22 protein-coding genes and 3 pseudogenes are annotated in these 26240 nt (G+C 70.5%); 15 read left to right on the top strand and 10 right to left on the bottom strand.

The window, feature by feature from the left end:
- Positions 1-133: 133 nt before the first annotated feature.
- The 3 genes from ABGA99_RS12955 to ABGA99_RS12945 all read right to left on the bottom strand — a co-directional run bounded on the left by ABGA99_RS12955 (position 134) and on the right by ABGA99_RS12945 (position 3435).
- The gene (locus ABGA99_RS12955) at positions 134-499 is read right to left on the bottom strand and encodes a hypothetical protein (RefSeq protein WP_347580727.1); all 366 of its coding nucleotides are present in this window, start codon (positions 497-499) and stop codon (positions 134-136) included.
- A gap of 1324 nt (positions 500-1823) precedes the next feature.
- On the bottom strand, positions 1824-2342 hold the full coding sequence (locus ABGA99_RS12950) for a hypothetical protein (RefSeq protein WP_347582673.1): 519 nt from the start codon (positions 2340-2342) through the stop codon (positions 1824-1826).
- Between the two features lie 85 nt (positions 2343-2427).
- On the bottom strand, positions 2428-3435 hold the full coding sequence (locus ABGA99_RS12945) for an ADP-ribosylglycohydrolase family protein (protein ID WP_347582672.1): 1008 nt from the start codon (positions 3433-3435) through the stop codon (positions 2428-2430).
- Between the two features lie 382 nt (positions 3436-3817).
- Here ABGA99_RS12945 and ABGA99_RS12940 point away from each other — a divergent pair, with 382 nt between their 5' ends.
- The gene (locus ABGA99_RS12940; protein ID WP_347580731.1) at positions 3818-4633 is read left to right on the top strand and encodes an endonuclease; all 816 of its coding nucleotides are present in this window, start codon (positions 3818-3820) and stop codon (positions 4631-4633) included.
- A 58-nt stretch (positions 4634-4691) separates the two neighbouring features.
- Here ABGA99_RS12940 and ABGA99_RS12935 read toward each other — a convergent pair whose 3' ends face one another.
- On the bottom strand, positions 4692-5168 hold the full coding sequence (locus tag ABGA99_RS12935) for an ATP-binding cassette domain-containing protein (protein WP_347580804.1): 477 nt from the start codon (positions 5166-5168) through the stop codon (positions 4692-4694).
- A gap of 341 nt (positions 5169-5509) precedes the next feature.
- Here ABGA99_RS12935 and ABGA99_RS12930 point away from each other — a divergent pair, with 341 nt between their 5' ends.
- Positions 5510-5926 (top strand): hypothetical protein, encoded by a 417-nt coding sequence (locus tag ABGA99_RS12930; RefSeq protein WP_347580732.1) that lies wholly within the window; start codon positions 5510-5512, stop codon positions 5924-5926.
- An 11-nt stretch (positions 5927-5937) separates the two neighbouring features.
- Here ABGA99_RS12930 and ABGA99_RS12925 read toward each other — a convergent pair.
- Together ABGA99_RS12925 and ABGA99_RS12920 are read right to left on the bottom strand one after the other, a co-directional pair.
- Positions 5938-6042: pseudogene (locus tag ABGA99_RS12925) on the bottom strand (IS5/IS1182 family transposase); the annotation flags it as partial.
- A 46-nt stretch (positions 6043-6088) separates the two neighbouring features.
- Positions 6089-6377, bottom strand: a pseudogene (locus ABGA99_RS12920) (transposase); the annotation flags it as partial.
- A 265-nt stretch (positions 6378-6642) separates the two neighbouring features.
- On the opposite strand from ABGA99_RS12920, the gene ABGA99_RS12915 reads away from it, so the two are divergent.
- Together ABGA99_RS12915 and ABGA99_RS12910 are read left to right on the top strand one after the other, a co-directional pair.
- Positions 6643-7692 carry a PP2C family protein-serine/threonine phosphatase gene (locus ABGA99_RS12915; protein ID WP_347582671.1) on the top strand — a complete coding sequence of 350 codons (1050 nt, stop codon included), beginning with the start codon at positions 6643-6645 and terminating at the stop codon, positions 7690-7692.
- A 964-nt stretch (positions 7693-8656) separates the two neighbouring features.
- Positions 8657-8899: a hypothetical protein gene (locus tag ABGA99_RS12910; RefSeq protein ID WP_347582670.1), complete on the top strand. Its 243-nt coding sequence runs from the start codon at positions 8657-8659 to the stop codon at positions 8897-8899.
- 470 nt (positions 8900-9369) lie between these two features.
- Here ABGA99_RS12910 and ABGA99_RS12905 read toward each other — a convergent pair whose 3' ends face one another.
- Positions 9370-10014 carry an alpha/beta fold hydrolase gene (locus ABGA99_RS12905; RefSeq protein ID WP_347582669.1) on the bottom strand — a complete coding sequence of 215 codons (645 nt, stop codon included), beginning with the start codon at positions 10012-10014 and terminating at the stop codon, positions 9370-9372.
- Positions 10015-10521: 507 nt separating this feature from the next.
- Between ABGA99_RS12905 and ABGA99_RS12900 the strand changes: the two genes are divergently transcribed.
- Positions 10522-11364 carry an alpha/beta hydrolase gene (locus ABGA99_RS12900; RefSeq protein WP_347580736.1) on the top strand — a complete coding sequence of 281 codons (843 nt, stop codon included), beginning with the start codon at positions 10522-10524 and terminating at the stop codon, positions 11362-11364.
- Positions 11365-11683: 319 nt separating this feature from the next.
- On the opposite strand, the gene ABGA99_RS12895 is transcribed toward ABGA99_RS12900, so the two are convergent.
- Entirely contained in the window at positions 11684-12730 is a 1047-nt protein-coding gene (locus ABGA99_RS12895; protein WP_347582675.1) for a formylglycine-generating enzyme family protein, read from the bottom strand.
- A 91-nt stretch (positions 12731-12821) separates the two neighbouring features.
- Positions 12822-14225, bottom strand: a complete 1404-nt coding sequence (locus ABGA99_RS12890) for an arylsulfatase (RefSeq protein ID WP_347580737.1) — start codon at positions 14223-14225, stop codon at positions 12822-12824.
- A gap of 1438 nt (positions 14226-15663) precedes the next feature.
- On the opposite strand from ABGA99_RS12890, the gene ABGA99_RS12885 reads away from it, so the two are divergent.
- The 5 genes from ABGA99_RS12885 to ABGA99_RS12865 all read left to right on the top strand — a co-directional run bounded on the left by ABGA99_RS12885 (position 15664) and on the right by ABGA99_RS12865 (position 22040).
- Complete coding sequence (locus tag ABGA99_RS12885) at positions 15664-16518, top strand: HEAT repeat domain-containing protein (protein WP_347582668.1); 855 nt, start codon at positions 15664-15666, stop codon at positions 16516-16518.
- A 28-nt stretch (positions 16519-16546) separates the two neighbouring features.
- Positions 16547-18919 carry an alkaline phosphatase D family protein gene (locus ABGA99_RS12880; RefSeq protein ID WP_347582667.1) on the top strand — a complete coding sequence of 791 codons (2373 nt, stop codon included), beginning with the start codon at positions 16547-16549 and terminating at the stop codon, positions 18917-18919.
- 27 nt (positions 18920-18946) lie between these two features.
- On the top strand, positions 18947-20995 hold the full coding sequence (locus tag ABGA99_RS12875) for a sulfatase (RefSeq protein ID WP_347582666.1): 2049 nt from the start codon (positions 18947-18949) through the stop codon (positions 20993-20995).
- A gap of 104 nt (positions 20996-21099) precedes the next feature.
- A complete protein-coding gene (locus ABGA99_RS12870; RefSeq protein ID WP_347580740.1) occupies positions 21100-21645 on the top strand; it encodes a hypothetical protein in 546 nt (181 codons plus the stop codon).
- Positions 21646-21857: 212 nt separating this feature from the next.
- Entirely contained in the window at positions 21858-22040 is a 183-nt protein-coding gene (locus ABGA99_RS12865; protein ID WP_347580741.1) for a hypothetical protein, read from the top strand.
- A gap of 471 nt (positions 22041-22511) precedes the next feature.
- On the opposite strand, the gene ABGA99_RS12860 is transcribed toward ABGA99_RS12865, so the two are convergent.
- Positions 22512-23705 (bottom strand): M14 family zinc carboxypeptidase, encoded by a 1194-nt coding sequence (locus ABGA99_RS12860; RefSeq protein ID WP_347582665.1) that lies wholly within the window; start codon positions 23703-23705, stop codon positions 22512-22514.
- A gap of 195 nt (positions 23706-23900) precedes the next feature.
- Between ABGA99_RS12860 and ABGA99_RS12855 the strand changes: the two are divergent.
- From ABGA99_RS12855 to ABGA99_RS12835, 5 genes and pseudogenes are all read left to right on the top strand, one after another.
- Positions 23901-24125 (top strand): annotated as a pseudogene (locus ABGA99_RS12855) (transposase); the annotation flags it as partial.
- Between the two features lie 272 nt (positions 24126-24397).
- Positions 24398-24889 carry an Asp23/Gls24 family envelope stress response protein gene (locus tag ABGA99_RS12850; RefSeq protein WP_347580743.1) on the top strand — a complete coding sequence of 164 codons (492 nt, stop codon included), beginning with the start codon at positions 24398-24400 and terminating at the stop codon, positions 24887-24889.
- A 42-nt stretch (positions 24890-24931) separates the two neighbouring features.
- Positions 24932-25135, top strand: coding sequence for a hypothetical protein (locus ABGA99_RS12845; protein WP_347580744.1), 204 nt, complete (start codon positions 24932-24934; stop codon positions 25133-25135).
- Between the two features lie 7 nt (positions 25136-25142).
- A complete protein-coding gene (locus ABGA99_RS12840; RefSeq protein WP_347582664.1) occupies positions 25143-25523 on the top strand; it encodes an Asp23/Gls24 family envelope stress response protein in 381 nt (126 codons plus the stop codon).
- Entirely contained in the window at positions 25520-26239 is a 720-nt protein-coding gene (locus ABGA99_RS12835) for a DUF6286 domain-containing protein (protein ID WP_347582663.1), read from the top strand. Before ABGA99_RS12840 ends, ABGA99_RS12835 begins: the two co-directional genes overlap by 4 nt.
- Position 26240: the final 1 nt, after the last annotated feature.

Below are 26240 nucleotides of genomic sequence, written 5' to 3'. Positions count from 1 at the left end.
ATCGGTGTCTCAGCAACTCCGAACTGCACCAGAGGCCCTGTCTTCATGCACGGCCACGGCAGAATCACCCGCCCCACCGGCCACTTTCGATCACACCGCACTCAAGATCGATAGGACAACGGCTTCTCAGGCGTCAGGCGCTGGGCTCGGGGATGTCGACGGACAGTCCGCCGCGGGGGCCGACCTTCCACACAAGACCCCATGACTCGATGAGCGGGCGGATAGCTTCCGGGCCGCCGGTCTCCATCGCCTCCAGGAGGGCGCCACGGCGCCCGGCGAAGTCCTCGGGGGTCGGCTTGCCAGGGTCGCCGGTAATGCCCTGGCGCCATGCGGCGGTGGTGATGGTGACCCTCTTGCCCGGCGGTTGCCGGGTGGTCGCGGCGGGTGCGGAAGGTGAGGCAGGGACTTTGACGGTGCGCCGGCGGATGGCTTCGCGGCGGCGGGCGGCTTCACGCGCGGCGCGCTGGGCTTGGGTACGGCGCGGCTTGGTGCGTCCCACGGGGCCTCCGTTGGGGGTGGATCGGCGGTGCGGGTTGATACCCAACGTGACGTTACGCGGTGTTCGCCGACACCTGCGGAAGCGCCGCACCCCGCGCGTCCGTACGGGCGACACAGGTCCGTCGGCGGGTCCGCCCCGGGTGCGTCAGCTTGTCGTTAAACTGTTTGTAGGTGTTCATCATGGTTTGGTGCCCTTCTTGTGGTGAGCGGGCCGGGCGTACGTCTCGCCGGTGGCCAGAACTCCGCCCACACCAGCCAGGTCCAGCGGTCGGCCGCCCCCGAGTCGCGCAGGCGGGGCCGGGTCCAGCCAAGGGTCTGCTTGAGCAGGCGGAAGGTGTGCTCCAGGTCGAACCTGCGCAGGAACGCCTGCCAGCAGCAGTCCACGATCTCGGCACCGACGCCGATGCGAGACCACCACAGCCACACTGGCCGGTTCACCCACCGCTGGGCGGCTTCTCGACGGCCAGCCGGATCACCGTGTCCTCAATGACCGGCAGCGGCCCGTCGTACTCCAGCCAGGCCCGCCCGGCGATCAGCCGCGGGTGGAGCCGGTCCCAGGCCCGGGCAACGGCCGTACTGTAGCGGCGGATGGCGGTGGTGGTGATCTCCCTGCTCCTCGCCCCAGGTAGCGGGGGTCGCCGAAGGCGAACTCGCCGCCGTGCTTGGGCGGTTGGCCGCAGACCCGGTTCGCCGCCGCGAATTCCGTTCGGCTGGCGCGGGTCGGCGCATCACCCGGTTCGAGCGGAGCCGGCCGAGGACCTGCACCGGAAGGTCGCCGAGCAGGTGCGAGATCCGCGGTGCCTCGTAGACGGCGTCCATCACCAGCAGGACCTCCGGATCACCCGCCATCCACTGCCTCGCGCCGATCAACCGGTCCACTACGTCGCGGAGTTGCTCTGCGGTGACGGCGGCCAGGTCGGCGCCGGGCCCAGCCGCACCGCCGCCACCGCGAGCACCAGGCGGCCGTCCGCAGCGCGGGGAGCGGTTCGCAATGATCAATACCCACGCCAGTTAACAACGCTCATGATCAATAGACCTAGGGCCTTCGCGTCAAGTCCTGTACCCCTTGGGACAAGCTCAGGATTCAGCGGAGGCGGGCTCGTTGTCCGGGAATCCCCTTGCGGGTGACCTGCGGTTTCCGTCGACCGGCTACTGCGCCGAACAAGGCACACACCTCGGCTTTCTCTGTTCGCCCTCCGGGGTGAAGGTCAACGATCCGCTGAACGAGCTGCCGCCGAATCGCACCGCGAGGAGGAGCGGTTGCTCATGCTCGGGTGGCCACGATTCGGCCCCCGGGTCGCTGCCGTTCCACAGGTGGAAGACCACTATCGGCTGCTGCGGATCCTTCGTGAGGTAGCCGAGCGTCTTCCCGTACAGAGGATTGCTTCCTCCGAACAGCACAGAGGGAGGCCGAACTCGGCTGTCACGTCAGGCCAGGTGCGGCCAGCAGCGGCCCACTGCCGGACTCGGCCAGTGAGGGCCTCGTACTCCTCCCTGGTGAGAACCCGATAGGGCTTGAGCCAGCCGCGTCGATGCACGAACTCTGCGTACACCGAGGCGATGTTGTCGCAGTCCGCCCGCGTGGGGAACAGGTCTTGGAGAGCCCCGGCGATTCCGGTGGGGGTCCAGAGTCCGCGGTCTTCCCAGTCCTGCTTCAGCTCAGCCCATGCCTCGGGCTCGCGCTCCACGAGCAGCAGGTGATCAACGAGGATTCGAAGAGCTGTCTCGCCGCCGTGCATCCCGGGCCGACGAAGGGCAAGGTTCAGCTGATCAACCAGGTGCGCGTGGATCTCTTCTACAGCGGCAAGCGGAGTAGGAAGCGTCCCGCACACAGTCTTCCGCATGTGATCACCACGGAGCACGCATTCCGATGACGATCACAGGTGGTTGAAGGTCAAGCGAAGCGCGGCGGTCCCGGCTCCTGCTTGGCTATTGATCCCAGGCCGCGCCGAGTGCCAGCAGGCGCTCGCGGTACTCGATGACCTCGACCCACGCCGACGGCCAGGCCGCCGCCCCGTGGCACGCGCCGGCGAACGCCCCTGCCAGCGCGGCAATCGAGTCTGAGTCGCCGCTGGAGTAGGCGCCGCGGCGCACGGCGGCCGACGGGTCGTCGGGGTGTTGGAGGAAGCAGAACAGCGCGGTGGCGAACGCCTCCTCGGCGATCCAGCCCTCGCCGGTGGCCAGGCAGGGGTCGGCGTCCGGGTCGGCGTCCGGCAGCGCGGCCTCGACCCGGTCCAGGACGGCCAGGCACTCCTGCCAGCCACGGGAGATGAAGGAGATCCGGTCCGGATCCTGGGCGTGCTCGGCCAGATTGCCCAGCCAGTCGGCGCGATACACCGCCCGGTTCGCCTCCGCGTAGGCGCGCAGCGGCGACAACAGCTCCTGCGGGGGCGTGCCCTGGGCCAGCAGGTGGACGGCGTGCGCGGTCAAGTCGCTGGCTGCCAGCGCGGTGGGGTGCCCGTGGGTGAGGCCCGACTGCAACTGGGCTGAGCCGGAGCGCTGTTGGGCGCTCAGCCCTGGGATCAGGCCGAGCGGTGCGACCCGCATGTTCGCCCCGCAGCCCTTGGACCCCACCTCGCTGGCCCGCTGCCAGGCCCCGCCCCGCTCCAGCGCCTCGCAGGCGCGCAGGCAGGTACCCCCGGGGGCCCGGTTGTTCTCCGGCGAGTGGTACCAGCTCAGGAAGTGCGCCCGGACCGGTGGTTCCATTCGCTCGGCGGTCAGCGGGCCGTCGGCCAGTGCCGTGTGCAGCGCCTCGCCGAGGGCGAGCGTCATCTGCGTGTCGTCGGTGACGTAGGCCGTGCCCGAGGAGACCGGCAGCGGGAGCGAGCGCCACGGCCCGAACTTCGCCTCGATCTGGGCGAGGGTGTTGAACTCGGTGGGGAAGCCCATGGCATCCCCGATGGCCAGCCCCAGCAGTGCCCCCGTCGCGCGCTTCATCCCGTGCCCACCCATCGTTGTTCCGGTCCACCGATCCTAGGAGGCCCGGGGCGAGTGGTGGCGACGCCAGCGGCGCGCTGAGGGAAGCAACGGCCCTCAGGGCTCCAGACACGGCTGCTCGACGCCCTCACCCGCCTGACTCGCTACCAGGTCGCCCGCGGAGGAGCCATCTGCTTGACGTGAGTGCGGGACAGCGCGCCGCCCCCGCCGGACACCGCGACAGCACGGGAAATCAGGTCTACGCGCGGCCACCTGCGGGTACGTACTTGAAGCCAACTGCGCGTGCTGTCACGCTCGTTGGAGGTCCGGCACCTGGCCGGCCCACGTACCACCCCCCACACCCGGCACCGGCAGGTGTCGACTCCCGGAGAGAGGTACTTCCGTGGACACGTTCCGAATATCGCGCGCCGCGCTGATCTCAGCCGTGGCTCTGGCCGCGGCGGCAACCGGTACGCTGCCCTCCGTCGCGGCAACGCCCGCCGAACCCGCAACGTCCTCCGTCGTCGCGTACGACGACACGTACTACAAGGACGCGCTCGGCAAGGAGGGCGACGAGCTCAAGAGCGCCCTGCACACGATCATCGGCGACCAGACCAAGATCTCATACAGCCAGGTCTGGGACGCACTCATGGAGACCGACGAGGACCCGGAGAACCCGGACAACGTCATCCTCCTCTACAGCGGTGTCTCGCAGAGCAAGGACTCCAACGGCGGCAACGCCGACGACTGGAACCGCGAGCACGTCTGGGCCAAGAGCCACGGCGACTTCGGTACCTCGACCGGTCCGGGCACCGATGTGCACCACCTGCGCCCCACAGACGTGACGGTCAACAGCACCCGCGGGAACAAGGACTTCGACTACGGCGGCAGCCCGGTCGACCAAGCCCCGGGGAGCTTCAGCGACGACGACTCCTTCGAGCCCCGCGACGACGTCAAGGGCGACGTCGCCCGCATGATCCTCTACATGGCCGTTCGGTACGAAGGCGACGACGGCTTCGCCGACCTGGAGCCCAACGAACAGGTCAACAACGGCTCGTCGCCTGCCATCGGCAAGCTCTCGGTCCTCAAGGAGTGGAACGACGAGGACCCGCCGAGCGATTTCGAAAAGAACCGAAACCAGGTGATCTTCGACCAGATCCAGCACAACCGGAACCCGTTCATCGACCACCCGGAGTGGGTCGACTCGATCTGGCCGTAACGATCCTTCAAGCCGTGACGGTGCGGTAGCGGGCCCCGGCGGCCGGTGTGTTGCCGGGTCAGTGGGCGCCGCCCAGGAGCCCGCGGGTGTGGGCCGCCAGGGTCTCGGCCTCCGGGGCGGATATGACCATTCCGCTATCGCGCGCCGGCGGCAGGTCCACCGGCATCGTCTCGATGATCCGGCCCGGGCGGGCGCTCATCACCTCCACCCGGGTGCCGAGGTAGACGGCCTCCGAGATGGAGTGGGTGACCAGCACGATCGTCGTGCCCGTCTCCCGCCAGATGCGGTTCAGCTCGACGTTCAGGTGCTCCCGCGTCAGCGCGTCCAGCGCGCCGAACGGCTCGTCGAGCAGCAGCACCGGCGGCTCGTGCAGCAGCGCGCGGCACAGCGCCACGCGCTGCTGCATACCGCCGGACAGCTCGTGCGGCAGGGCGTCCTCGAAGCCCTGCAGCCCCGTCAGCTCGATCAGCTCGTCGGCCCGGCGCGCCGCCGTCTGCTTGTCCATGCCGCAGGTCCGCCACGAGCCGAGCCCCAGCTCAGCAGCAGAAGTTGCCAGGCGACATCTCGGTGCAAGACGTACAGGATGCCCTGCAAGCGCGTGACTCAGGCGAGCTTGAGCAGGGCTTCGCGGATGTGGGCCCGGTGTTCCCGGAGTCGCCCGTCTCGAAGACCCCTTCGGGGAGCGATGGACTCGTCCTGGACGAGACTGATGGGACGACGAGCAACGTCATCCATTGAGCGCGCCCCTTCCAGGGCAAGAATTGCCCTAGTCGTTTGGTTCGGATCATCGAACCCTTGGCATGCGAGCGCGCCTATCGAGTGCGGTGCCTCCGAGGGCCCCTGTAGCCTGGCGTCACTGATGTTGGGGGGCTGACCGTGGAGAACATCCTGTCCGTGGCCATTGGGGCCGCTATCGGCCTCATAGGGGTGTTGTTCGGTTCGTGGTTTACCGCTCGCCGGCAGGACCGCATGTGGCTGCGCGAACAGAAGCTCAAGGCCGGGATCGGCTTCAACACGGCCGTAGTTCAGCTACTGGACTACGTGAAAGAATCACAGCTGAGTGACGACGGCCCTGGAGCCAACGAATTGGTGAACCGGATGCAGGAAGCACGCTCAGCTCTCTACCTGCTCTGCGCCAGCGACACTGTCGATCTCGCCGATGCTCTCGCGCGCCGGGTGTGGCGCACCCGGCCCACCGACGGCAGGGACGACCGCCGGGCCGAGTTCCGGGAGACGTTGGACCTCCTGCGTCGCTTCACCCTCCAGCTCCGGCAAGAGATCGCCAGCTCGTAGTCCTCGTCGGGTCACCGGGCGGACCAGAGGGAGGTGCCTGCGATGTGTAGCCCGGCCAGGTATACGGTGGCGGCCTTCTCGTAGCGAGTGGCGATGCCCCGCCACCGCTTCAGCTTGATCTTTAACGTCGCAGGTCACTCGACGGGCTGACCTGGAAGCGAAGAAAGCCGACGCCGCCTTGAGGATCTCGTTCGCCCGCCGCGGTTCGGCATTCTCCGCCTTCGGGCGCTTGACCTCTGCAGCCTCGTCCGAAGTCACGCCCGGACGCTGGCCTGGCATCGACTTCGGCCTTGCGGACCCAGGTCCGCACGTTCTCCGCGGCACCGATGCCCAGCTTCGCGGCGACCGCCTTCATCGCGGCCCACTCGGTCGGGTAATTGGGCCGGATCTCCGCGACCATGCGCACCGCACGCTCACGAAGCTCGGGAGGGTAGGGGGACGGACGCGCCATGACTCGATCCTCTCAGGGAATCGAGCCTCCATCAGCCCCGGAGCGGTTCAATCTGGTGAACCGGGTTCGACGTGGTGGCGTCAGAAACTGATGTTGCTCATGTGGACGCGCCGATGGGGCTGGTCTGGTCGCTGGGGGAAGGGGTGCGTCGGACACTGGGGTTTGATGACGATCCGCCCAGGAGAGCAGAGACCGCAGGGTAATGACACGCGACCGCACACCTCCCGTCCATTGGAGTCGATGGCCTTCTTTCCTGCCTGCCGGAGTGCTCCTCGTCGCCGTCGTCGTCGATGTACTGATCCCGCCGGAATTCACCGCGTTTCCACTGCTGGCGGCCGCTCCCGTTCTGGCCGCCCCCGTGTACTCGTTGCAGGGCACGATCGCCACCGGCGTAGTTACAGAGCTGATCGGGACGGCCCTGTCGTACACGAAGGGAACCGTCACCCTTACCGACTACTCCGTTCGGTTCGCGACCGTCGTTGTCCTGACCGTTCTGGCCGCGATCCTCAACCGGGTCATGACCAAGGACCGCAAGCAGCTGAAGGACACTCGCGAGGTTGCCGAGGTTGTTCAGCGTGCGGTACTGCCCATCCCCCCTGACCGGGTCGGATCGCTTGACGTAGCCACCCGGTACAGGGCTGCCGCGAAAGAGGCTGCCATCGGCGGCGACCTCTACGCCATCCACCCCACACCCGACGGCGTTCGGATGATGATTGCCGACGTGCGGGGGAAAGGACTGGGCGCGGTACGAGCCGTCAACAGGCTGCTCGGCGTCTTCTACGAGGCCGCGGCTCACATCCCCGGCTTGACCGATGTGGTCGACCGCCTGGAGGAACTCATACTGAGGATCAATGCCGAGGAGGACGAGGAGGGCACTGAATCCTTTGCCACCGCCGTCCTCATCGATGTCCCCGATGACGGCTCCCCCCTATACGTGATCAATCTGGGACATCCACCGCCGTTCCTCGCCTATCAGGGCCGCGCGAGTCCGCTGGAGCCGTCTGCCCCTTCCCTGCCCCTGGGCTTGGGCGACCTGGGCCGCACCCGTGTACCAGTCGACCGGCACACGTTGCCGCACGGCGCGACCCTGGTGCTATTCACTGATGGTTTGCTGGAGGCACGCGACCGCCACGGCGCCTTCTACGATCCCGTGCCGTCCCTTTCCCGTCCCCTCCCAGCGGACCCCGGTGTGATCCTGGACTCTCTCCTCGTCGACCTGGCCAGGCACACCGGAGGCCGCCTAGACGACGACGCCGCTCTCATGGCCGTTACCCGCCTACCGGAACCGTCCGACGGCACTCGACAATCTCGCTGAGTGGAGCGCAGGGGAGTCGTGTCCGTCACGGCTACCGTCACCAGCGCCGTGGACGACCGCAGGCTGTGACGCACCAGCCCACTCGTCCCCAGCTCCGCGACGGGCTGGCGGTGAAGACCACCGCCGATCGCGACCCCGGCCGCGCGGCGTGGATCTGCAGGGGGCGCAATAGAGCGCCCAGCAGGTGATCTCCTCCCGAATCGACTCAAGAACAAGGATTCCCCCACGACTCGCCAAGTGCCAGGACGTTCAGGCACGGATCGCAGAAGTCGAGTACGAAGCAGAACGGTGACCGCACCTCATCGACTCGTCTTCCCCCGGGGCCGGTTCGGAGGCGTCCGTACGCAGCTCTACGTCGTCGGCATCGGCTTACCGGATTCTTCCTGGTAAGGGGCGCGCAGTGGCATGTGATGCGCCAGCTGCCGCTAGGACAGCGTTTGGCCAGGACGGTGTTGTTGCCGCCGGAGCCGGCCATACCGTACAAACGGCTCATGCCACGAAGCGATGCCACTTCTCCCCGCCCGGCATGGCTCTACCGCGAGTACGAGCCGGTGGGAGTCGATCTGGGCAGCCCCGCTGCTGTCGCCGCGTACGACCGTCATCAGGGCACTGATCCCGACGCCGACGACGCCCTGCTCGAACGCCTCGGCGTCGCCGCCGGCACCCGCCTGGTCGACCTGGCCTGCGGCACCGGTTCCCTGGTGGTCCAGGCGGCCTGCCGAGGTGCCGAAGCACACGGCGTGGACGTCTCGGAGGAGATGCTCGCCTTCGCCCGGGCCAGGGCGCAGCGGTCCAGCGTACGGGCGCACTGGCACCGGGCCGGGTTCCTGGACTACGAGCACCGCGCCGAGCCCGCCGATGTCGTCACCACCAAGTCCGCCCTGCACCAGCTACCGGACTTCTGGAAGCAGCGGGCCCTCCTCAACGCCGCCGGCATGCTGCGGCCTGGTGGCACCTTCTACCTGTGGACGTCGTCTTCAGCTTCGAACCCTCCCAGGCCCACCAGCACCTGCACCGGTGGATCAATACCGCGGGCCACCCCGAGGGTCAGGGTTTCACCAGGGCAGACTTCGAAGCACATATCCGGGAGGAGTTCTCCACCTACGCCTGGATCCTGGAGGGCATGCTCCAACGGGCCGGTTTCGACATCATCGCCCTTGAGTCCCGGAGCCCGACACACGGCGAGTTTCTCTGCCGCCGCCGCTGATTGCCTGCGGGATGCTCAGCCGCGCCGCGGGCCTCGAGGGCCAAGCACCCGGCCTGACGCGGGCTGACACCGCGCCCGGCAGCAAGCTCGGCGCCGGTGGGTGAGGGTGAGCGGTCAGGTAGTCGGCTACGCAGCTTCGGCGCCAGCCGGTGCGTGGCGTCCGGAGTTGTTGGAGCGCGGGCAGTTGTCCCGGATGCAGGTGGCGGGCCGCCGCCCCACCGCCGACGTCTCCCCCACCCCGGGCCGTGCCGCGGCGGTTACCCCCGACGCACCGATCCCTTACCCCCGCCCAAGGGCGGAAGCCTGGCCCCGCGGTCCTCGGCCTGCGACCGCGCTGTGAGCAATTCTTGATCACGGTCTGCAGCAACGCGAGGAGCGGAATCACGGTCTTTGCGCTGCGCGAGCCCTCTCCCGCGAGCGCGACCGGGGATGACTTGCGTGCGCGCGCCGCCGCGGACCGCGGTGCGTGCTCAGCCGGCCTGGGCCATCCGCGTGAACCAGTCCGCCGCCGCGGCGCCGACCTCCTCCAGCGCGCCCGGCTCCGGGAAAAGGTGCGTCGCGCCGGGGATCACGCGTAGCTCGTGCGGTGCGGTGAGCTGCTGTGCGGCCTCCTCGTTGAGCCTGATCACGGTGTCGTCCCGGCCGCCCACGAGCAGCAGCACCGGTGCGCGTACGTCGGCGAGCGCGCCGCCCGCAAGGTCGGGGCGGCCGCCGCGGGAGACCACGGCCCGTACGAGCTCGGGACGCTCGGCCGCGGTGATCAGGGCCGCCGCGGCGCCCGTGCTGGCGCCGAAGAGCCCGATGGGCAGATCGGTGGCGCGGGCCGCGAGCCAGTCGACAGCGCCGCTGAGCCGGCGGGCCAGCAGGGTGATGTCGAAACGGTGCTCGCGGGTGACCGCATCGGTCTGGTCCTCGGCCGGCGTGAGCAGATCCAGGAGCAGGGTGCCGAACCCGCGGTCGTTCAACCGGGCGGCGACGGCCTGGTTGCGCGGGCTGTGCCGCGAACTCCCGCTGCCGTGGGCGAACAGCACCAGACCTGCGGCCTCATCGGGCACCGCAAGGTCGCCGTTGAGCCGCGCGCCGGCACTCTGGAGGGTCACGCTCTCGACGGGCATGGGCGCCTCCCACCTCCCTGGGGCTGTGTTGCTGAGGGTCGGTATCAAGACAGGATGGCGCAAAGGCAGGGACACGCCCGAAGACGTCGTGCGGCGCGTCGCTGGGGCGTGGGAAAGAGTTCAGCCTCGCGGCTCTGCCGGGAAGACCTCGGCCGTTGCGCACGCGCCCGAGCGAAGACGCGGCATGTGGAGTTCATCGGCCAGGTACGGGCATGGCCCCCCGGATAGAGACCCTGACGCCGGTGTGCGGCGCCCGGCACACGTTCCGGAGCACTGCCGCCAGCGCGACGTCGGCTGAGTCCTCGCCACCGGCCAAGCCGACGGCTGCGGTCGGGACCGCCGATGTGGGCGGCGGTCGGCGCCAGGCGGCGGTACACGCCGACGTACCGTCGCCGGACTGGCGGCCGGGGTGAGCCGGGGAAAGAGTGCCCACCCAACTGCACGTGGAGATGACGTACGACGCACGCGAGGGCCGACCCTGGACCTCTTGTACCTACAGTGGATCGCATGGCGGATTGGCACCTGTCCCGTACCTTCGAAAGCACCTCCGGTGTCGTCCGGTGGGACCGGCTCGGCGCCCCGGACGCGGAGCCGCTGGTGCTGCTGCACGGCACACCGTTCTCGTCGTACGTCTGGCGGCCCGTCGCCCGGGCCCTTGCCGACCGCTACCAGGTCTACGTCTGGGACATGCCCGGCTACGGCGCCTCGGAGGCGACCGTGGGCCAGGACCTCTCCCTGGACACGATGAGCGGAGTCTTCACCGACCTCCTCGACCACTGGCAGCTGACCCGCCCTCTGGTGGCCGCGCACGACTCCGGCGGAGCCGTCGCCCTCGGGGCTCATCTGCTGCGCGGCGCCCCCTACCGCGCCCTCGCCCTGGTCGACGCCGTCTCCCTGCCACCCTGGGGCAGCCCGTTCTCCGCCCTGGTCGGCGAGCACGCCGAGGTCTTCGCCCGGCTCCCGCTCCCGGTCCACGAAGCGGTGGTACGCGAGTACGTGCAGTCCGCCAGCAGCCCCGGCCTCCACCCGGCCGACCTCGACAGACTGGCCGTCCCCTGGCTCGGCGAACAGGGCCGCGCGGCCTTCTACCGCCAGCTCACCCAGCGCCTGGACGACCAGCGCTACACGGACGCCATGCAGCACCGCTATCCGGCGATCGACCTCCCGGTGCTGATCTGCTGGGGCGAAGACGACACGAGCTGGGTGCCGCTCCCCCGCGGCCACGAACTCGCCGCACTCATCCCCGGCGCCCGGCTGCACACTCTCCCGGACGCCGGCCACCTGGCCCCGCTCGACGCCCCGGCCGAACTCGCCACCACCCTCCTCACCTTCCTCACGTCCCTGCCCTGACGGCCGGTACGCACCCGGCCCGGCGATCCCGCCCTCATGATGGCGGGCCTCGGTCGCAGAACATGGCTCCCGCACCGCGCCCCCTTGGACCGGCTGCTCCAGTTTCCGTTTTCTCTGCTCGCGTCTGTGCTGCCTGCCCTGGGGAAGGCATCCCACCGGGCAGACCGGAACACGGGAGGTGGAGCATCGCAGCTTGTGCAGACGACTCCGGGTGTTGGCCATCGCCTGCTCGACGAGTGCCCGGATCTTCGTGGGAGCGGTTGCCGGCCCACTGGCCCTCCTGCGTGGGTGAGTCCAGTGGCCGCTGCTCCGGCCCGGCTCACCGACCCGCGGCCTCAGGCCCGGCTCTCCCCGATCGCCCGTCCGCGGCCTGGACAGCCGCCGGGGTGGCGAAGGTGCCGTGGTGGTCGGTGCCGACGAGGGCGTCGGCCGCCGCGGGGTCGGTATCGGCGTCGTTGGCGCAGCGGAAGCCGATGTTCCCGGCTGCGGAGTCGGCCGTGTTGCTGGAGCGGGCCGCCGCCCGGTAGCGGTAGCAGTAGCTGTGGTGGCACAGGTGCGAGCCGCCGCGCATGACACGTGGCGCCGCGGGATCGTCGTCGCGCGGGCCGCGGGGGTCGTGGACGGGCACGTCGGCGGCTCGGGCCGTATAGGTGTCGGGGGCGAAGCTGTCGGCGCACCACTCCCAGATGTTGCCGACGGTGTTCCACAGTCCGTACCCGTTGGGCTGGAAGGCCTTCACCGGCGCAGTGGAGACGTAGCCGTCCTCCGCGGTGTTGTGGCTCGGGAAGGTGCCCTGCCAGATGTTGCACATCCACCGCCCGCGCGGCGTGAGCTCATCGCCCCACGGGAACCGGCTGCCCGCACGGCCGCCGCGTGCGGCGTACTCCCACTCGGCCTCGGTGGGCAGCCGCCTGCCGGCCCACTGGCAGTACGCCTGCGCGTCGTTCCAGCTCACCTGGACCACCGGGTGGTTGCGCAGGTCCCCGATGCCGGAGCGCGCCCCCTGCGGATGGCGCCAGGAGGCGCCGCGGACGACGAGCCACCACGGCGTGCCCGCGGCCTGCCCCAGTACGTCGGCGGGGTCGGCCTGCACGGTGAGGTGGAAGACGGCGGACATGCCGAGGCGCTCGGCGTCGGTGACGTAGCCGGTGGCCTTGACGAAGCCGGCGAAGGCGGCATTGGTGACGGCGGTGGCGTCGATCCGGAACGGATCCAGGTGCACGTCGTGGACGGGGCCCTCGCCGTCCTCGGGGTAGCCTTCGCCGAAAGCGTCGCCCATGGCGAACGTGCCGCCGGGCAGCGCGAGTTGCCCCCGGGTGCGGCGGTCGGCGGCGGACGGGCGGAACGGGCCTGCCGCCGCCGGCACGACAGCCGGGACCGGCAGCAGCGCCTCCCCGGACGCCGGGCTCGCCGAGGCCGTCGCACTCGCCGAGGCCGCCGGGGCGCAGCAGTGCACGTCAGCGCTCCGCGACGGCGTCGGCCAGCAGCCGCTCGGCCTTGCGGACCAGCCCCGGGCGGGCCCCGGCGACGTCGTTCTGCTCGCCGGGGTCGGCGCGCAGGTCGTACAGTTCGACCGGTCCGTCCTCGGGGCGTACGCCCTTCCATCTGCCGAAGCGCACCGCCTCGTCGGCCCCGTCGGCCTCCCAGTACAGGTAGGGGTGCCGGGGCTGCCTGCGGCCGGTCAGCGCGGGCACGAACGACACACCGTCCAGCCCCTGCGGCGCGGCGGCACCGCCGACCTCGGCCAGCGTGGGCAGGTGGTCCCAGACGGCCACCGGGTCATGCAGCACCGAGCCGGGCGCGGGGCCGCCCGCGGCCCGCAGCGCCGCCGGCAGCCGGACGATGAGCGGCACCCTGATGCCGCCTTCGTAGACGGTGAACTTGATACCGCGCAGGGGGCCGTTGCTGTCGAAGAACTCCGGGTCGTGCGGCAGCGTGCTGCCCACGTGCCCCATGTTGTGCCCGGCGGCGTGCGGACCGTTGTCGCTGGTGACCAGGACCAGGGTGTCGTCCGCCAGGCCGAGTTGCGTGAGCCGGGCCAGTACCTTGCCGATCTCGCCGTCGGTGTAGGTGATCTGGGCGGCGTGATTGCGCTCGCCCTGCGGCCAGTCCTCGTCCGTGTACGGCGCGTCGTCGGGGATCTCGTTGGGGGCGTGCGGGGTGGTGTAGTTCAGGTGCAGGAAGAACGGCTCGTCCCGGCTGCGGTCGAGGAACTCCAATGCGTCCTGGGTGAACAGGTCGATGGCGTACGTGACGTCCGCGCCGTCGTTCTCCGGGTAGGACACGCGCTCGCCGTCGCGCCACAGATACGTCGGCCAGTAGTCGTGCGCGTGCCGCTGGTTGATGTAGCCGAAGAAGTGGTCGAAGCCCTGGCTGTTCGGGTGGCCGGGGTTGCCGCCGGTCTCCGGGCCGAGGCCCCACTTGCCGACGAGGCCGGTGGTGTAGCCGGCGGAGCGCAGCACCTCGGCGACCGTGACGTCCTGTGCCGACAGCCCCGTTCCGGCGTCGGCGTTGGACTTCACCGAGGCGTGGCCGGTGTGCAGGCCGGTCAGCAGCGACGCCCGGGTCGGCGCGCAGGAGGGATTCGCGTACGCGTCGGTGAACCGGATGCCCTCCGCGGCCAGCCCGTCCAGCACCGGGGTACGGATCCGGCGCTGGCCGTAGCAGCCCAGCTCGCCCTGGCCCAGGTCGTCGAGGACGATGAGCACGATGTTCGGCCGACGGCCGCCGCCATGACCGGCGCCCGCCGCGGCAGCGACGGGCACCGCCGCGGCAGCCGCCAGTGACGCGGCGGCGACGCCGCCGAGGAAGCCCCGGCGGGAGACGCCCGGCCGGTACGGGAAGGGTGATCCGTGTGTCATGCACGGATGGGATCATGCGTCCGGCCGCCAGGGCCATGGATGACATGACCCTGCAATGCGATGTCCATCGTAGGGCCGCCCAGCGGCGCGTTTCCGGGCCGCTCACCGGCGCCTCGGGGCATGTCCCGCACTGGCACTGCCTGTTCGCCGCCCCTGTTCCCGAACATGGCGATCATGTTTCAGCCTGACCGCCGGCGTCGGCAATCACGCGAACGCGTGATCAGATGACCGCCATGATGTCGGCCGCCCGGCGACCGCCGGGCCAGGCGTAACCCGCCGCGGCCGGCCGTTGCCCGGGAGGCCGCTGCCGACCCGGACACCGCGCGCCCGGCCTCCGCGGCGCGTACACCGACCGACACCACACCTGCCCCGAGCTCCAGATGGGATGTGCCCGCATGCCGACGACCACGCCTCCAGCCGACCGGGCAGGAGAGGACGAAGGGATGGCCCGGCGGCGGTTCCTGTCGGCCGGTGCGGCGGTCGCCGGGGCCGGGGGCCTGGCCCTGTCCCCGTCCGGCGCCGCCGCCGGGACCGCTCCGCGCAGACCGAACATCCTGTGGCTCGTGAGCGAGGACAACAACCCGTTCATCGGCGCCTACGGCGACGCGGTGGCCCGCACACCCACCCTCGACGCGCTCGCGTCGGACGGCGTGCGCTACGCGAACGCGTTCTCCGTCGCCCCGGTGTGCGCACCGTCGAGGTTCGCCCTGCTCACCGGCGTCTACCCGCAGGAGTGCGGGCCGGGCCAGCACCACCGGGCCGAGGCGCGGACACCGCACTGGCTCCGCGGCTTCCCCGCCTATCTGCGCGAGGCCGGCTACTACTGCACCAACAACGCCAAGACCGACTACAACGGCCCGTTCGACCCCGCCGCGGTCTGGGACGCCTCGGGCAACCGGGCGCACTGGAGCCAACGGCCCGCGGGAGCACCGTTCTTCGCCGTGTTCAACCACGACTCCACCCACGAGTCCAGCATGTTCGGCGACTGGACACCGGTCACGCCGCCGGAGTCCGTCCGCCTGCCCGCCTACCACCCGGACACGCCCACGCTGCGCAAGGACCGGGCTCACTACTACGACCGCATGAGCACGATGGACGCGCAGATCGCCGCCCGGCTGGACGAACTCGAAGAAGCCGGGCTCGCCGACGACACCATCGTCTTCTACTACTCCGACAACGGCGGGGTGCTGCCGCGCAGCAAGCGCTACTGCTACGACAGCGGCCTGCACACCCCGCTGATCGTCCGGTTCGGCAGGAACTGGGCCCATCTCGCCCCGGACGAGGCCGGTTCGGTGGTGCGCCATCCGGTCAGCGCCATCGACCTGCCGCCCACGGTCCTGCGCCTCGCGGGCCTCGAAGCCCCGGCCCACATGCGCGGCGTTGCCTTCGCCGGCCGCCGGGGGCGTCCTCGTCAGTACGCCTCTCCCAGCGCGGGCGGATGGACGAGACATACGACATGCAGCGCACCGTTCGCGACCGCCGTTACCGCTACGTCCGCAACTACCTGCCCCACCTCGTCTACGGCCAGCACGTCGTGTACGGCTGGCGCCAGGCCGGCTACCGGGACTGGCAGGACCTGTACGTCGGAGGCGAACTGGACGAGACGCAGTCACGCTTCTGGCGGCAGAAGCCCGCCGAGGAACTCTACGACCTCGCACAAGACCCCGACGAGGTGCGCAACCTCATCGACGACCCCGCCCTGCGCGCGGTCCGCGCCCGGCTGCGCCGGGCCCTGGACGCCCACCTGCTGGAAACCCACGACAACGGCTTCATCCCCGAGGGATCGCCGCTCGAAGGCTACGACGCCAGCCGCGCCCCCGGCGCCTACCCCCTGCCCGAGGTGCTGGCCGTCGCCGGCACCGCCATCCGGCGGGCACCGGAGAACCTCCCCCGGCTCGTCACGGCGATGCGGCACGGCAACGAGGTCGTGCGCTACTGGGGCGCCCTCGGCGCGGTGATGCTCGACGCGGGAGCGGAACCGGCGGCGGACACGCTCGGCCACCTCCTCGCCCACGACCCGTCCGTGCACGTGCGCATCGTCGCCGCCGAAGCCCTCGCCAGAGCCGGACGCACCGAGCACAGCGTGCCGTGGCTCGCCGACACCCTGGCGCATCACGGCCACCACCGGGTACGGCTCCAGGCGGTCGGCGCGCTGCGGAACATCGGCGGCGGGGCCCGGCCCGTACTGCCCCGCATCGAGCAGGCAGCCGTCCAGGACACCGACGGACAGGTCAGGACCAAGGCCGCCCACACCGCCGCCGTCCTCCGCGGCGAGCAGCCCGACATCCGCTAGCCGCCCGGCACGAGGCAGGAGTACAGACATGACCCAGCAGCAGGACCGGCATCCGACCCGGCGCAGGCTCCTGGCCGCCACCGGCGCGACGGGTGCGCTGACCCTCACACCCGCTCTGGGCTCCGCCGCGAACGCCGCCGCGCGCGGGCGTACGACCGGGGCGGTCGGACGGCTGCCGGCAGGCGTGCGCCGGCCGTGGCTGGGGCCGGACTTCTGGGCCAACCGGCTGCAGGACTGGCAACTGGCCGACGGGCGCATCGAGAGCGTCGCACCGCCAGGACCGCACCGGCTGCGTACCGTCGCGGTGCTCACCAGGGAGCTGAGCGCCGACCGGCCGGTACGGCTGCGGGTACGTACCGGAACACTCGCCTCCGGCCCCGGCTTCTCCGGCTTCCTCGTCGGCACCTCCGCCGGCACGCCGGACCCGCGCGCCGCAGCTCTGGTCCAGGGCCCCTCCGGCGAGGGCGGCGGGCTGCTGGCCGTCTACGGCTCGGACGGGCGCGTGGCCTTCCGCGAGCACACCGACGAGTCCGCTCCCTTCGCCTTCGCGGTGCTGCCCGCCGCGGCCGAGACGCACAGCGCGGGGCCGCGGACCCCGGACGAGGACGTCGAGCTGGTCCTGGACGCGAAGCCGTCGGCGGGCGGCGGCCTGCGGCTGCGGCTCACCGCACGGGACGCGCGTACCGACGCCGTGCTCTCCTCCGCCACGCTGGACGGGGTGGCGCCCGAGCAGGTGCGCGGCGGCTTCTCGCTGGTCGAGTCGGACGACCGGCCGGCCCAGGGGGCACGGTTCTGGTTCGGCGACCTGCGCGCGACCGGCCCCGGCGTCTTTGCCCACCCCGGCCGGGCGCTGGGGCCGATCGTCGGCACCCTCTTTTCCGTCTCCGCCTCCGTGCTGAAGCTCACCGCTCAGCTCGTCCCGCTGAGCGCCGGCGAGCCGCGCGAGGTGACGATGGAGATCCGCCGCGGGCGGGGCAGGCCCTGGCGGGAGGTGGCACGGGCCGAGGCCGGGGCCGGGTACGCCGCGTTGCTGCGGGTCGAGGGCTGGGACGCGACGCGGGAGTGGGAGTACCGCGTGGTGTACGGCTCCGCGCCGCGGGCCGAGTACCGCGGGAGCGTGCCCGCGGAACCACGCGGGCGGGAGCTGGTCATCGGCACGCTCAACTGCGTCAAGGCAGCGCACCGATCCCTCACCGCCGCGAGCAGCGGCAGCCCGCGGCTGGCCGGGGAGCGCCCGCTCGGCCTGCACACCGACCGCAACGTCTACTTCCCCTACGCACCCCTCGCGGCCCACATGGCCGCGCACGCCCCCGACCTGCTCGTCGTCCTCGGCGACCAGCTCTACGAGAACAGCCCGACCGCCGAGGACCAGCAGCCGGCCCCCGAACTCGACTTCCTCTACAAGTACCTGCTCTGGCTCTGGTCGTTCCGGGAGCTGACCCGGCGGACCCCGGCCGTCGTGCTGGTCGACGACCACGACGTCTTCCAGGGCAACCTCTGGGGACACGCGGGTGCGCCAGCGCCGGGCCGTGATCAGGACAAGGGCGGCTACGCCAACGAAGCGGCCTGGGTGAACATGGTGCAAAAGGTGCAGTGCGGCCACGACCCGGACCCGTACGACCCCACGCCGGTCGAGCAGGGCATCGACGTGTACTACGGCGCCTTCGCCTACGGGGGTGTCTCGTTCGCCCTGCTGGAGGACCGCAAGTTCAAGAACACCGACGCCGACCGGGACGACGGCGATCCGGTGCCCGACCGGCTCGAACTGCTGGGACGACGCCAGGAGGACTTCCTGGCCGCCTGGCGGTCGATGCACCCGGGCCTGCCGAAGGTGGCTCTCACCCAGACCGCCCTTGCCTGCCTGCAGACCGATCCGGCCAGCACACCGAGGCAGGACGAGGACTCCAACGGCTGGCCGAAGAGCGGGCGCGACCGCGCGGTACGGCTGCTGGCGGACGCACACGCGGTGGTGCTCTCCGGCGATCAGCACCTGGGCTCCCTGGTACGGCACGGCATCGACACCTTCACCGACGGCCCGGTCCAGTTCACGTCCCCGGCGGGCAACTCGTCGTTCCAGCGCTGGTTCGAACCGGCCGGCCCGCTGCGCAACGGCGGTCAGACGGCGTACACCGGGGACTTCACCGACGGCTTCGGCAACAGACTGCGCGTCCTGGCCGTCGCGAACCCGCGGGTGTCCTTCGCGGACTACCGCGCGGGCTACGCGACCGGGCAGGGGCTCGGCGACCGCGCCCTCAAGCGGGAGGGCTACGGCATCGTCCGGGTGGACCCCGCACAACGCGCCCTCACCCTCGAATCCTGGCCCTGGGACGGCCACCCGCACGACCCGCAGACGCGGCAGTTCGACGGCTGGCCGGTACGCGTGCCGCTCGACGAAGCCTGAACGCCACGACAGACCGGAGGAGCTTTCATGAGCGGAACGAACGGCACCGGATTCTCCCGGCGCGGTCTCCTCGGCGGCGCCGCGGGTGCGGCCCTGGCCGGGCTGGCGACGGCTCCGGGAGCGGCGCGGGCCACCACGTCGCGGCCCGGCCGGCGACCGCCGAACATCATCTTCGTCTCCATCGACGACCTCGGCTGGGACGAACTCGGCTGCTACGGCAACACCTTCAACGAGACGCCGCGCATCGACCGGCTGGCCCGCGAAGGCATCCGCTTCACCCAGGCGTACGCCGCCGCTCCGCTGTGTTCGCCGACCCGGGCCGCGCTGGTCACCGGCCGCTACCCGGCACGCGCTGGCATCACCGACTTCCTGCGCGGCGAAGCCGCGCCCAGCGCCAAGTACCTCGACCCCGGCATCCCCACGCTGCCCGACGTCCTCGGCCCGTACGGCTACACGACCGGCCTGATCGGCAAGTGGCACCTCACCGAGACCTACAGCGGGCCGTACGCCGAGCGGCCCGGCAACCCGTACGCCCACGGCTTCGACGAGGTCATCGCCTCGGAGCAGCAGTACATCGCGAACGGTGACTACTTCCACCCGTACTTCTTCATGCCGGAGCTGCCGGCCCGGGAGCCGGGCGAGTACCTCACCGACCGCCTCGCCGCCGAGGCCGTCGACTACGTCACCCGCCACCGTGACGAGCCGTTCTTCCTCCATGTCTCCAACTACGCGGTACACACCGCCCTGGAGGCCAAACCGGAGCTGGTCGCGAAGTACCAGGCCAAGCCCGGCGCCGGCGACGCTCCGAACCGCCCGGTGCTCGCGGCGATGCTGGAAAGCGTCGACGAGCAGGTCGGGCGCATCGCCGACGCGCTGGCCGGGCTGGGCCTGGCCGAGGACACGTTGCTGCTGGTGACCTCCGACAACGGCGGCCCTTACCGCGACGCGAACCAGCCGCTGCGCGGCGGCAAGGGAGAGCTGTACGAGGGCGGCATCCGGGTTCCGCTGATCGCGCACTGGCCCGGCCGGGTACCCGCGGGCCGCCGGGACGCCACGCCGACCAGCACCGTCGACGTACTGCCGACCGCCCTGGACCTCGCGGGCGGCAGGCCGGGCGACGAGTTCGACGGCCTCAGCATCGCCCCCGCGCTCACGGGCTCCGGCCGCGTTGACCGCGACACCCTGTTCTGGGTCTACCCGCACTTCATCGGCAAGACGCACCCGCACGCCGCAGTCCGCTCCGGGCAGTTCAAGCTCGTCCAGTACCTCCGCGACGGCCGCAGCGAGCTGTACCACCTCGTCCGCGACCCCGGCGAGACCACGGACCTCTCCGGCAGCCGTCCCGCGACGGCCCGCCGACTGCGCGCGCTCCTCGAAGGGCACATCGCCGGCCTCGGTGTCCTTCCCGCCCCGCCGGGCCCCGGCGCGTATCCGGTACCGGAGTTCGAGGAGAGCTTCGACGCCGGTCTGGCGCACTGGGACGTGCTGCCCGTGACCGCGTACGCGGGCGAGGTTTCCGTCGACGACGGCCGGCTCACGGTGAGCGCGGACAGACTCACCCACCTGGTGTTCCGCTCCGATGTCCCGCCCGGCTCCGACGAGGTGGCCGTGGTGCTGGAACCGGGCACGTTCGCGGGGGCCGGCACCCAGGACACCGTCTTCGTCGGCCTGGCCAAGGACGCGGAGAACTACCTGCTGTTCCGCTACCACAACGGGCTGCGCCGCGTCGGCTGGGACCTGCGTATCGACGGCGCACTCATCACCGCCGGCGCCGAGCCGCTGGACAACCTGGACGGGACGGTGGACCTGACCGGCCCCGCGGCGCGGTACGCGTTCGTGCTCCGCGGCAGTGCGGCCACCGCCTACGCCGACCAGGGCCACGGGTGGGAATTCCTGTTCACGACCGACACCGGGGGTGCACTCGACCTCCGCGAGCCGGCGGTACGCGCGCAATACCGCTACGCCCTCGGCGCCCGCCTCGACGACGGCACCCTCACGCTCGACGGCCTGGGCGCAGCCCGCGCCCGGAGGAGACGTCCGGCGGCCGACAATACGAGAACAACAAGCCCGAAATAAATGTCAGTTGTGTGAAGCGGTCACCCGCCTCCATTGTCCGGCCCGCCCACCGACCTTAGAGCTTGTCTCACGTGGTGTGGTTCGGTGCGGCATGATGTCTCGCTGTGGGTGCCGATCTGTCGCAGCGGCTGGTTCCTGACGAACTGTGGGAGCTGGTCGCGCCGTTGCTGCCGTCGTTCACGTCTCGTCCGCAAGGCGGTGGGACCGCTCCGGTCGATGAGCGGGCTGTGCCGGCCGGCGGCCTCGGCTCCGGCACCACCGACGACCGGATCGTCGCCAACATCGACATAGCCCCGACCATCCTCGACGCGGCCGGCATCGCCCCCGGCACGCCGCAGGACGGGGTGTCGCTCCTAAGCCCGCACCGCCGCGACCACCTGCTGCTGGAGTGGTTCAAGCAAGGTCAGGGCGGGCGGCGCAGCTGGGCCTCGTTCGTCGCCAAAGACCGCCAGTACATCGAGCTGTACGACCTCTACACCGACCGGAACGGCACCGTCTCCGGCAGCGGAGCGGTGACCTTCCGCGAGTACTACGACCTGACGAACGATCCGTACCAGCTCACGAACCTCCTGCACGCGGCCACCCCGGCCGACGAGACGCTCGGCGTCCCGGCCCTCGCCCGCCGACTGGACGCGGACCGTCGCAGCTAGGGCGCGTCGTGGTCAGCCTGCGAGATGTGCCTTCGTGCCACGGCCCGGTAGACCGTCTTACGTGAGGTGACTGCAACTGAGCGGCAACTGAGCGACAGGGACTGGGAGTCCATCAAGCCGTGGCCCTATGGGCGAGTACGGCGGCAGCAGTTCGACGCTTGATCTGGCCGGGAGGAGGGAAGAAGGGCGCCAGGCCGCAGCGGAGCCTGGTCGTGGACATCCGCGGCTTGGTCATCACCGTGTCCGTACCGGCGGCGAACACGTACGACAGCGCCGCGCGCACCGTGCTGCTGCGGGACCGGTGGGCCATTGCCGCCGAGACAGGGCTCGCCCACCAGGGCAAGCGCACCTGCATCGCGTCGGCCACCTGCGGGCCTGGGTGCTCGCCAGGATAAGGAGGCCCCGCGGGAGGGTGGTCGCGTGGCGGGCGCTCATGCGGACCCTGGCGAGGATGCGCCAGGACCCGAGGTTGGCGAAGCCGCGCTCGGCGGCGGCGCGTTCGCGGTTGAGCAGGCGGTTCGCCTCCTTCTCCGCGCCGGTGAGATGGTGGTTCCGGGTGGCCTCGCAGCCTTTGGTGATCACGGGGTCGTGGTCGGGCTGGTCGTCCGGAGGGCCGCCGAAGGCAGAAGAGCCGGCCCCGTGCGCGAGGGAGCCCGAGCACATCTCGTTGCGAGCCCTTATAGCCGACGATGATCCTCGCGGCTCCTATGCCAGAATCTCCCGGCAGTTGGCCGCGCTGGACCAGGCGCGGCTTCGGCTCGCAGGGAGGCAGCAGGGCGGTGGTCCCCCCGGCTCCGGACCGAAGTGTCGGTGCGGAGCCAGGGGAGAACGGGACCCCCGGGCGATGCCGCGGGCCGTCCGCTCCGTCAGGCGCGGGGGCCGTCGGAAGGCAGCGTGACGCGGTTCGGGATGGCGTCGTAGACGCCCGTGTCGAGGGAGTTCACCGAGCCGTCCGCGACGGCGTCGACCAGGCCGCCGAGCCCGGTCTCGACCATTTTGGCGAGCATGCCGTTGCGCTTCATGCCGTCGTACTGGGTCTGCGAGGACGTCTCGAAGAGAACCACCGCAGAGCCGCGCAGTTGGTACGAACCGAGTGCGGTGCCCGGCAGGTTGGTGGACTGGGGGTAGAGGGTCAGCTTGCCGTAGCCGGACGCGCCCCGCCCCTGGAGCGCCTGGTAGACGGCGACGTTGGCCCGCTTGGAGGCGTCCAGGTCGAACTTCGGCCAGTTGCCGAACTCGGCCGGGTTGTCGATGAACTTGGCCGAGATGGACAGCGGCGACATGCTCTCCATGTCCTCGGTGGCGTAGCAGGACCACTGGTTGTGCAGGTCGACGAAGTAATCGACCGTGCCGAACTCCTGCTCCAGCGAACGGTAGACATTGCGGGAGGTCTGCGCCTCGGGAGTGATGTACCAGCCGGTGTCGGCGCTGTTGCCCGGGAAGTCCCCGGCGGCGGGAACGTAGTCCAGGTTCGGGTTGAAGTCACGGTTGACGTCGAAACCGCCGACCTGGGCGTTGTAGTTCCACGACGGGGACGCACCCGCCAGCTGCGGGAAGTCGGCGACGACCTCGTTCCAGGTCATGTCGTTCTGCCGCTGGTCGAGCTCGCCTCCGTCGACGTTCAGCCGGGGGACGACCACCACGGTGACGGCCTCCCGTAGCTTCTTGGCCTCCGGGCTGTTGGAGCCCCACTGCTTGAGCAGTTCCAGGGCTGCCTCGGTGCCGTGCATCTCGTTGCCGTGGATCTGTGTCTGTACGTACACGACCTTGTCGCCCTCGCCGACGCGCGCGGTGTGGATGGCGCGGCCCTGGTTGGAGTACCCGGCCACCTCCACGTCGACGGTGCCGCCGGTGCTGGTCTCCAACTGCCGGAGAGCGGTGGTCAGTTGCCCGTAGTCGACGAAGCCGTTGTTGCCGGATCCGGATGCCTCGGTGCCGCAGTGGGACACCGGTGGGATCGCGCCGGCGGTGGGATTGTCCGCGGCGTTGGCGGCGACGGTGGAGAGGCCGGCGATCAGGGCGGTGCTCGCCAGTGTGGCGACCCAGTTTCGTGCGGACATTCACTGCTCCTCAGGCGTCGTAAGGCACTACTGAGGGGGGCGTGCGTCACTCTAGGCGCTCAAGAGACATCTGTGAACGGGGTGTTGCTCCTGTCGCATACGCACCTGGCCCGGCGGGCGGCCGCCCTGCCTGCAACGGCCATGCACTTCGCGATATTTTCTCGCCAAATGCTCTGATCTGCAGTAACGCCACTGGGCGTCTACGAGATGCGGGAGATCGTCAACGAGATCCTGTACCAGATCCGGACCGGCTGTCAGTGGGACTTCCTGACGCACGACCTGCCGCCGACCCGAGCCTGGTGGCGGCGGCCAGGCGCAGGCGCATTCGGACTCACGGGAGCGAGGCGGCCGATTCCCACAGCGGACGCACCGCGGCTCTCTCGGCGATCCATGTGCCGGCCGGTGTACCGCCCAGAGTGAGAAGCCGTCCCGGCGCGCGATGCCTGGGCCCACTGCTCCGTGTCCATGTGCGGTCACCTTCTCCGGCGCTTTGCGCGGGATGCCCCCGGACCGGCTGTTCGGGGATCAGTCTCTGCCTACGGCTTGGTACGCGGCGCCGGACAGCGGTTCCCAGCCCGCGCGGCACCTTCACCCCTTTGCCACACAAACAGGACTATTACTGTCTTAAATAGAATTTTCAGTGCAAAATACGTAAGAGTTGTCCTTTTGATCGAGTGAGAGGTGGCTTTGTGATGTCCGACGAGACGGAACAGGCGCGGTCTGGGGCTTCGGGCCGTCAGAGTGGCGAGGGCGGTCGTGGGGGCAGCGCCGGCAGGCACGTCGCGCCGGGTGATCGTGGCCGGACCACCATCGCCGACGGAGTGGTGGCGAAGATCGCCGGGCTGGCCGCGAGGGACGTGCCGGGCGTGCACGCCATGGGCGGCGGTATGGCGCGTACGCTCGGCGCCGTCCGCGACCGGGTTCCCGGCGACACGAGAGGCAGGTCGTCCGTCACCCGCGGCGTGAAGGCCGAGGTCGGTGAGGTGCAGTGCGCCCTCGATCTCGATCTCGTCGTCGAGTACGGCTTCGCCATCGCGGACCTGGCCTCGGAGGTCAGGCAGAGCGTCATTGCCGCAGTGGAGCGGATGACGGGCCTGGAGGTTGTCGAGGTCAACATCGCCGTCGGCGACGTCAAACTGCCCGACGAAGAGGATGAAGAGGACGATGGCAGAACGATCAGGTAGTCCGGTCCTCTTCCGGCCCCGGCTCCGAGTAGGGAGCACGTGATGAGCATGGCCGTGGTCGGCGTGGCGGCCGGGATGGCGGCGGGTTTCGCCGGGTACTTCGGCGGTTTCGGCGCCTTCATCGTGGTGGTGGTACTGGGCCTGATCGGGTTCTTCCTCGGGCGGTTCGCCGACGGCGACCTGGAACTGGGCGACTTCTTCGGAACCCGCAGCGGAAGCGGCGACCGCTTCGACCGGCGTAGGTGAAGGCCCGGTGACGACACCAGAAGCCTCATCTGTAGAGGCCGGAGCCCGGGGCGCGACTCATGTCGCCGACCGGGTGGTAGCCAAGATCGCAATGCAGGCGGCGCGCGAAGCGCTGCGCGCAAGCGGCCCGACCGCCGGCCCCATGAGGGCGAACGCGCGCGCCAAGGTGTCGGTAAGCCGCCACGGCAAGAACGACCTCGGTCAGGCGCACGTACAGGTCAGCGTCGACTTGGACTACCCCACACGGATCGGTAGCCAGTGTGCCGAAGTCCGCCGGCGCGTACGCGAACGCGTCGAAAACCTGGCGGGCATGTCCGTGCGCCAGGTCGCCGTAAGTGTCGAGGGTTTGCACGGGCCGCAGTCGTCTGACGGGGAGCGGGTGCGATGAGCGAGGAGCGCTTCCCCGACGACGGCTCCCCCCATAGCCGTGACGGAGGCAGCACCGGTAGCGGCACGACACACGACGACCACGCCCGGACACAGCGGCTGCCCACCGTGCAACAGCCCGTGCCTCCCGGGTCCGACCGGCAGTCGGGCGCCGCCTGTGCCGCCTCAAGGGACGTCGGCCGCGCCCGGAGGTTCTGGTCGGCCCGCAGGGTTCCCGCGGCCATCATCGCACTCGTCCTGCTGGCCGCCTCCGGATTCCTGCTCTACGACGTGGTTTCCGTACGCGCCGGCCAACCCGGTATGCACTGGCGCCGCTGGCTCGCCCACAAGCTGTCCACCGTCCACCTGGACAACACCTGGGTCATGGCCAGCACCGCCGCGATCGCCGCGATCGGACTGTGGCTCGTGGTCATGGCGCTCACTCCCGGACTGCGCCATCTGCTGCCGATGCAGCGACCGTGCGCTGACATCCGGGCTGGCCTCGACCGCTCGGCGGCCGGCTTGATCCTGCGTGACCGTGCCATGGAAGTCCCCGGCGTCCAGTCGGCGAAGCTGTCCGTCGGCCGGCGACGCGCCAAGGCGCGCGCGGTCTCCCATTTCCGCGACCTGGACGACGTGAGCAAGGAGCTCCACACCACCCTGGACCAGGAACTGCGCCAGCTGGGGCTGGCCCGCCAGCCGAAAGTCTCCGTCCGCGCAAAACGAGCGAAGAAGTAGG

The sequence above is a fragment of the Streptomyces sp. B5E4 genome (assembly GCF_039871555.1).
Lineage (GTDB): Bacteria > Actinomycetota > Actinomycetes > Streptomycetales > Streptomycetaceae > Streptomyces.
Note: the sequence above shows the minus strand (reverse complement) of the source record. Positions and strands in the feature narration are given on the sequence as shown.

Coding starts and splice junctions, on each gene's coding strand:
- ABGA99_RS12880 (WP_347582667.1), top strand. CDS start 16,547: ATGACCCAGCAGCAGGACCGGCATCCGACCCGGCGCAGGCTCCTGGCC.
- ABGA99_RS12905 (WP_347582669.1), bottom strand. CDS start 10,014: ATGCCCGTCGAGAGCGTGACCCTCCAGAGTGCCGGCGCGCGGCTCAAC.
- ABGA99_RS12950 (WP_347582673.1), bottom strand. CDS start 2,342: ATGCGGAAGACTGTGTGCGGGACGCTTCCTACTCCGCTTGCCGCTGTA.
- ABGA99_RS12860 (WP_347582665.1), bottom strand. CDS start 23,705: ATGTCCGCACGAAACTGGGTCGCCACACTGGCGAGCACCGCCCTGATC.
- ABGA99_RS12890 (WP_347580737.1), bottom strand. CDS start 14,225: ATGACACACGGATCACCCTTCCCGTACCGGCCGGGCGTCTCCCGCCGG.
- ABGA99_RS12875 (WP_347582666.1), top strand. CDS start 18,947: ATGAGCGGAACGAACGGCACCGGATTCTCCCGGCGCGGTCTCCTCGGC.
- ABGA99_RS12945 (WP_347582672.1), bottom strand. CDS start 3,435: ATGAAGCGCGCGACGGGGGCACTGCTGGGGCTGGCCATCGGGGATGCC.
- ABGA99_RS12885 (WP_347582668.1), top strand. CDS start 15,664: ATGGACGAGACATACGACATGCAGCGCACCGTTCGCGACCGCCGTTAC.
- ABGA99_RS12900 (WP_347580736.1), top strand. CDS start 10,522: ATGGCGGATTGGCACCTGTCCCGTACCTTCGAAAGCACCTCCGGTGTC.
- ABGA99_RS12845 (WP_347580744.1), top strand. CDS start 24,932: ATGAGCATGGCCGTGGTCGGCGTGGCGGCCGGGATGGCGGCGGGTTTC.
- ABGA99_RS12850 (WP_347580743.1), top strand. CDS start 24,398: ATGTCCGACGAGACGGAACAGGCGCGGTCTGGGGCTTCGGGCCGTCAG.
- ABGA99_RS12835 (WP_347582663.1), top strand. CDS start 25,520: ATGAGCGAGGAGCGCTTCCCCGACGACGGCTCCCCCCATAGCCGTGAC.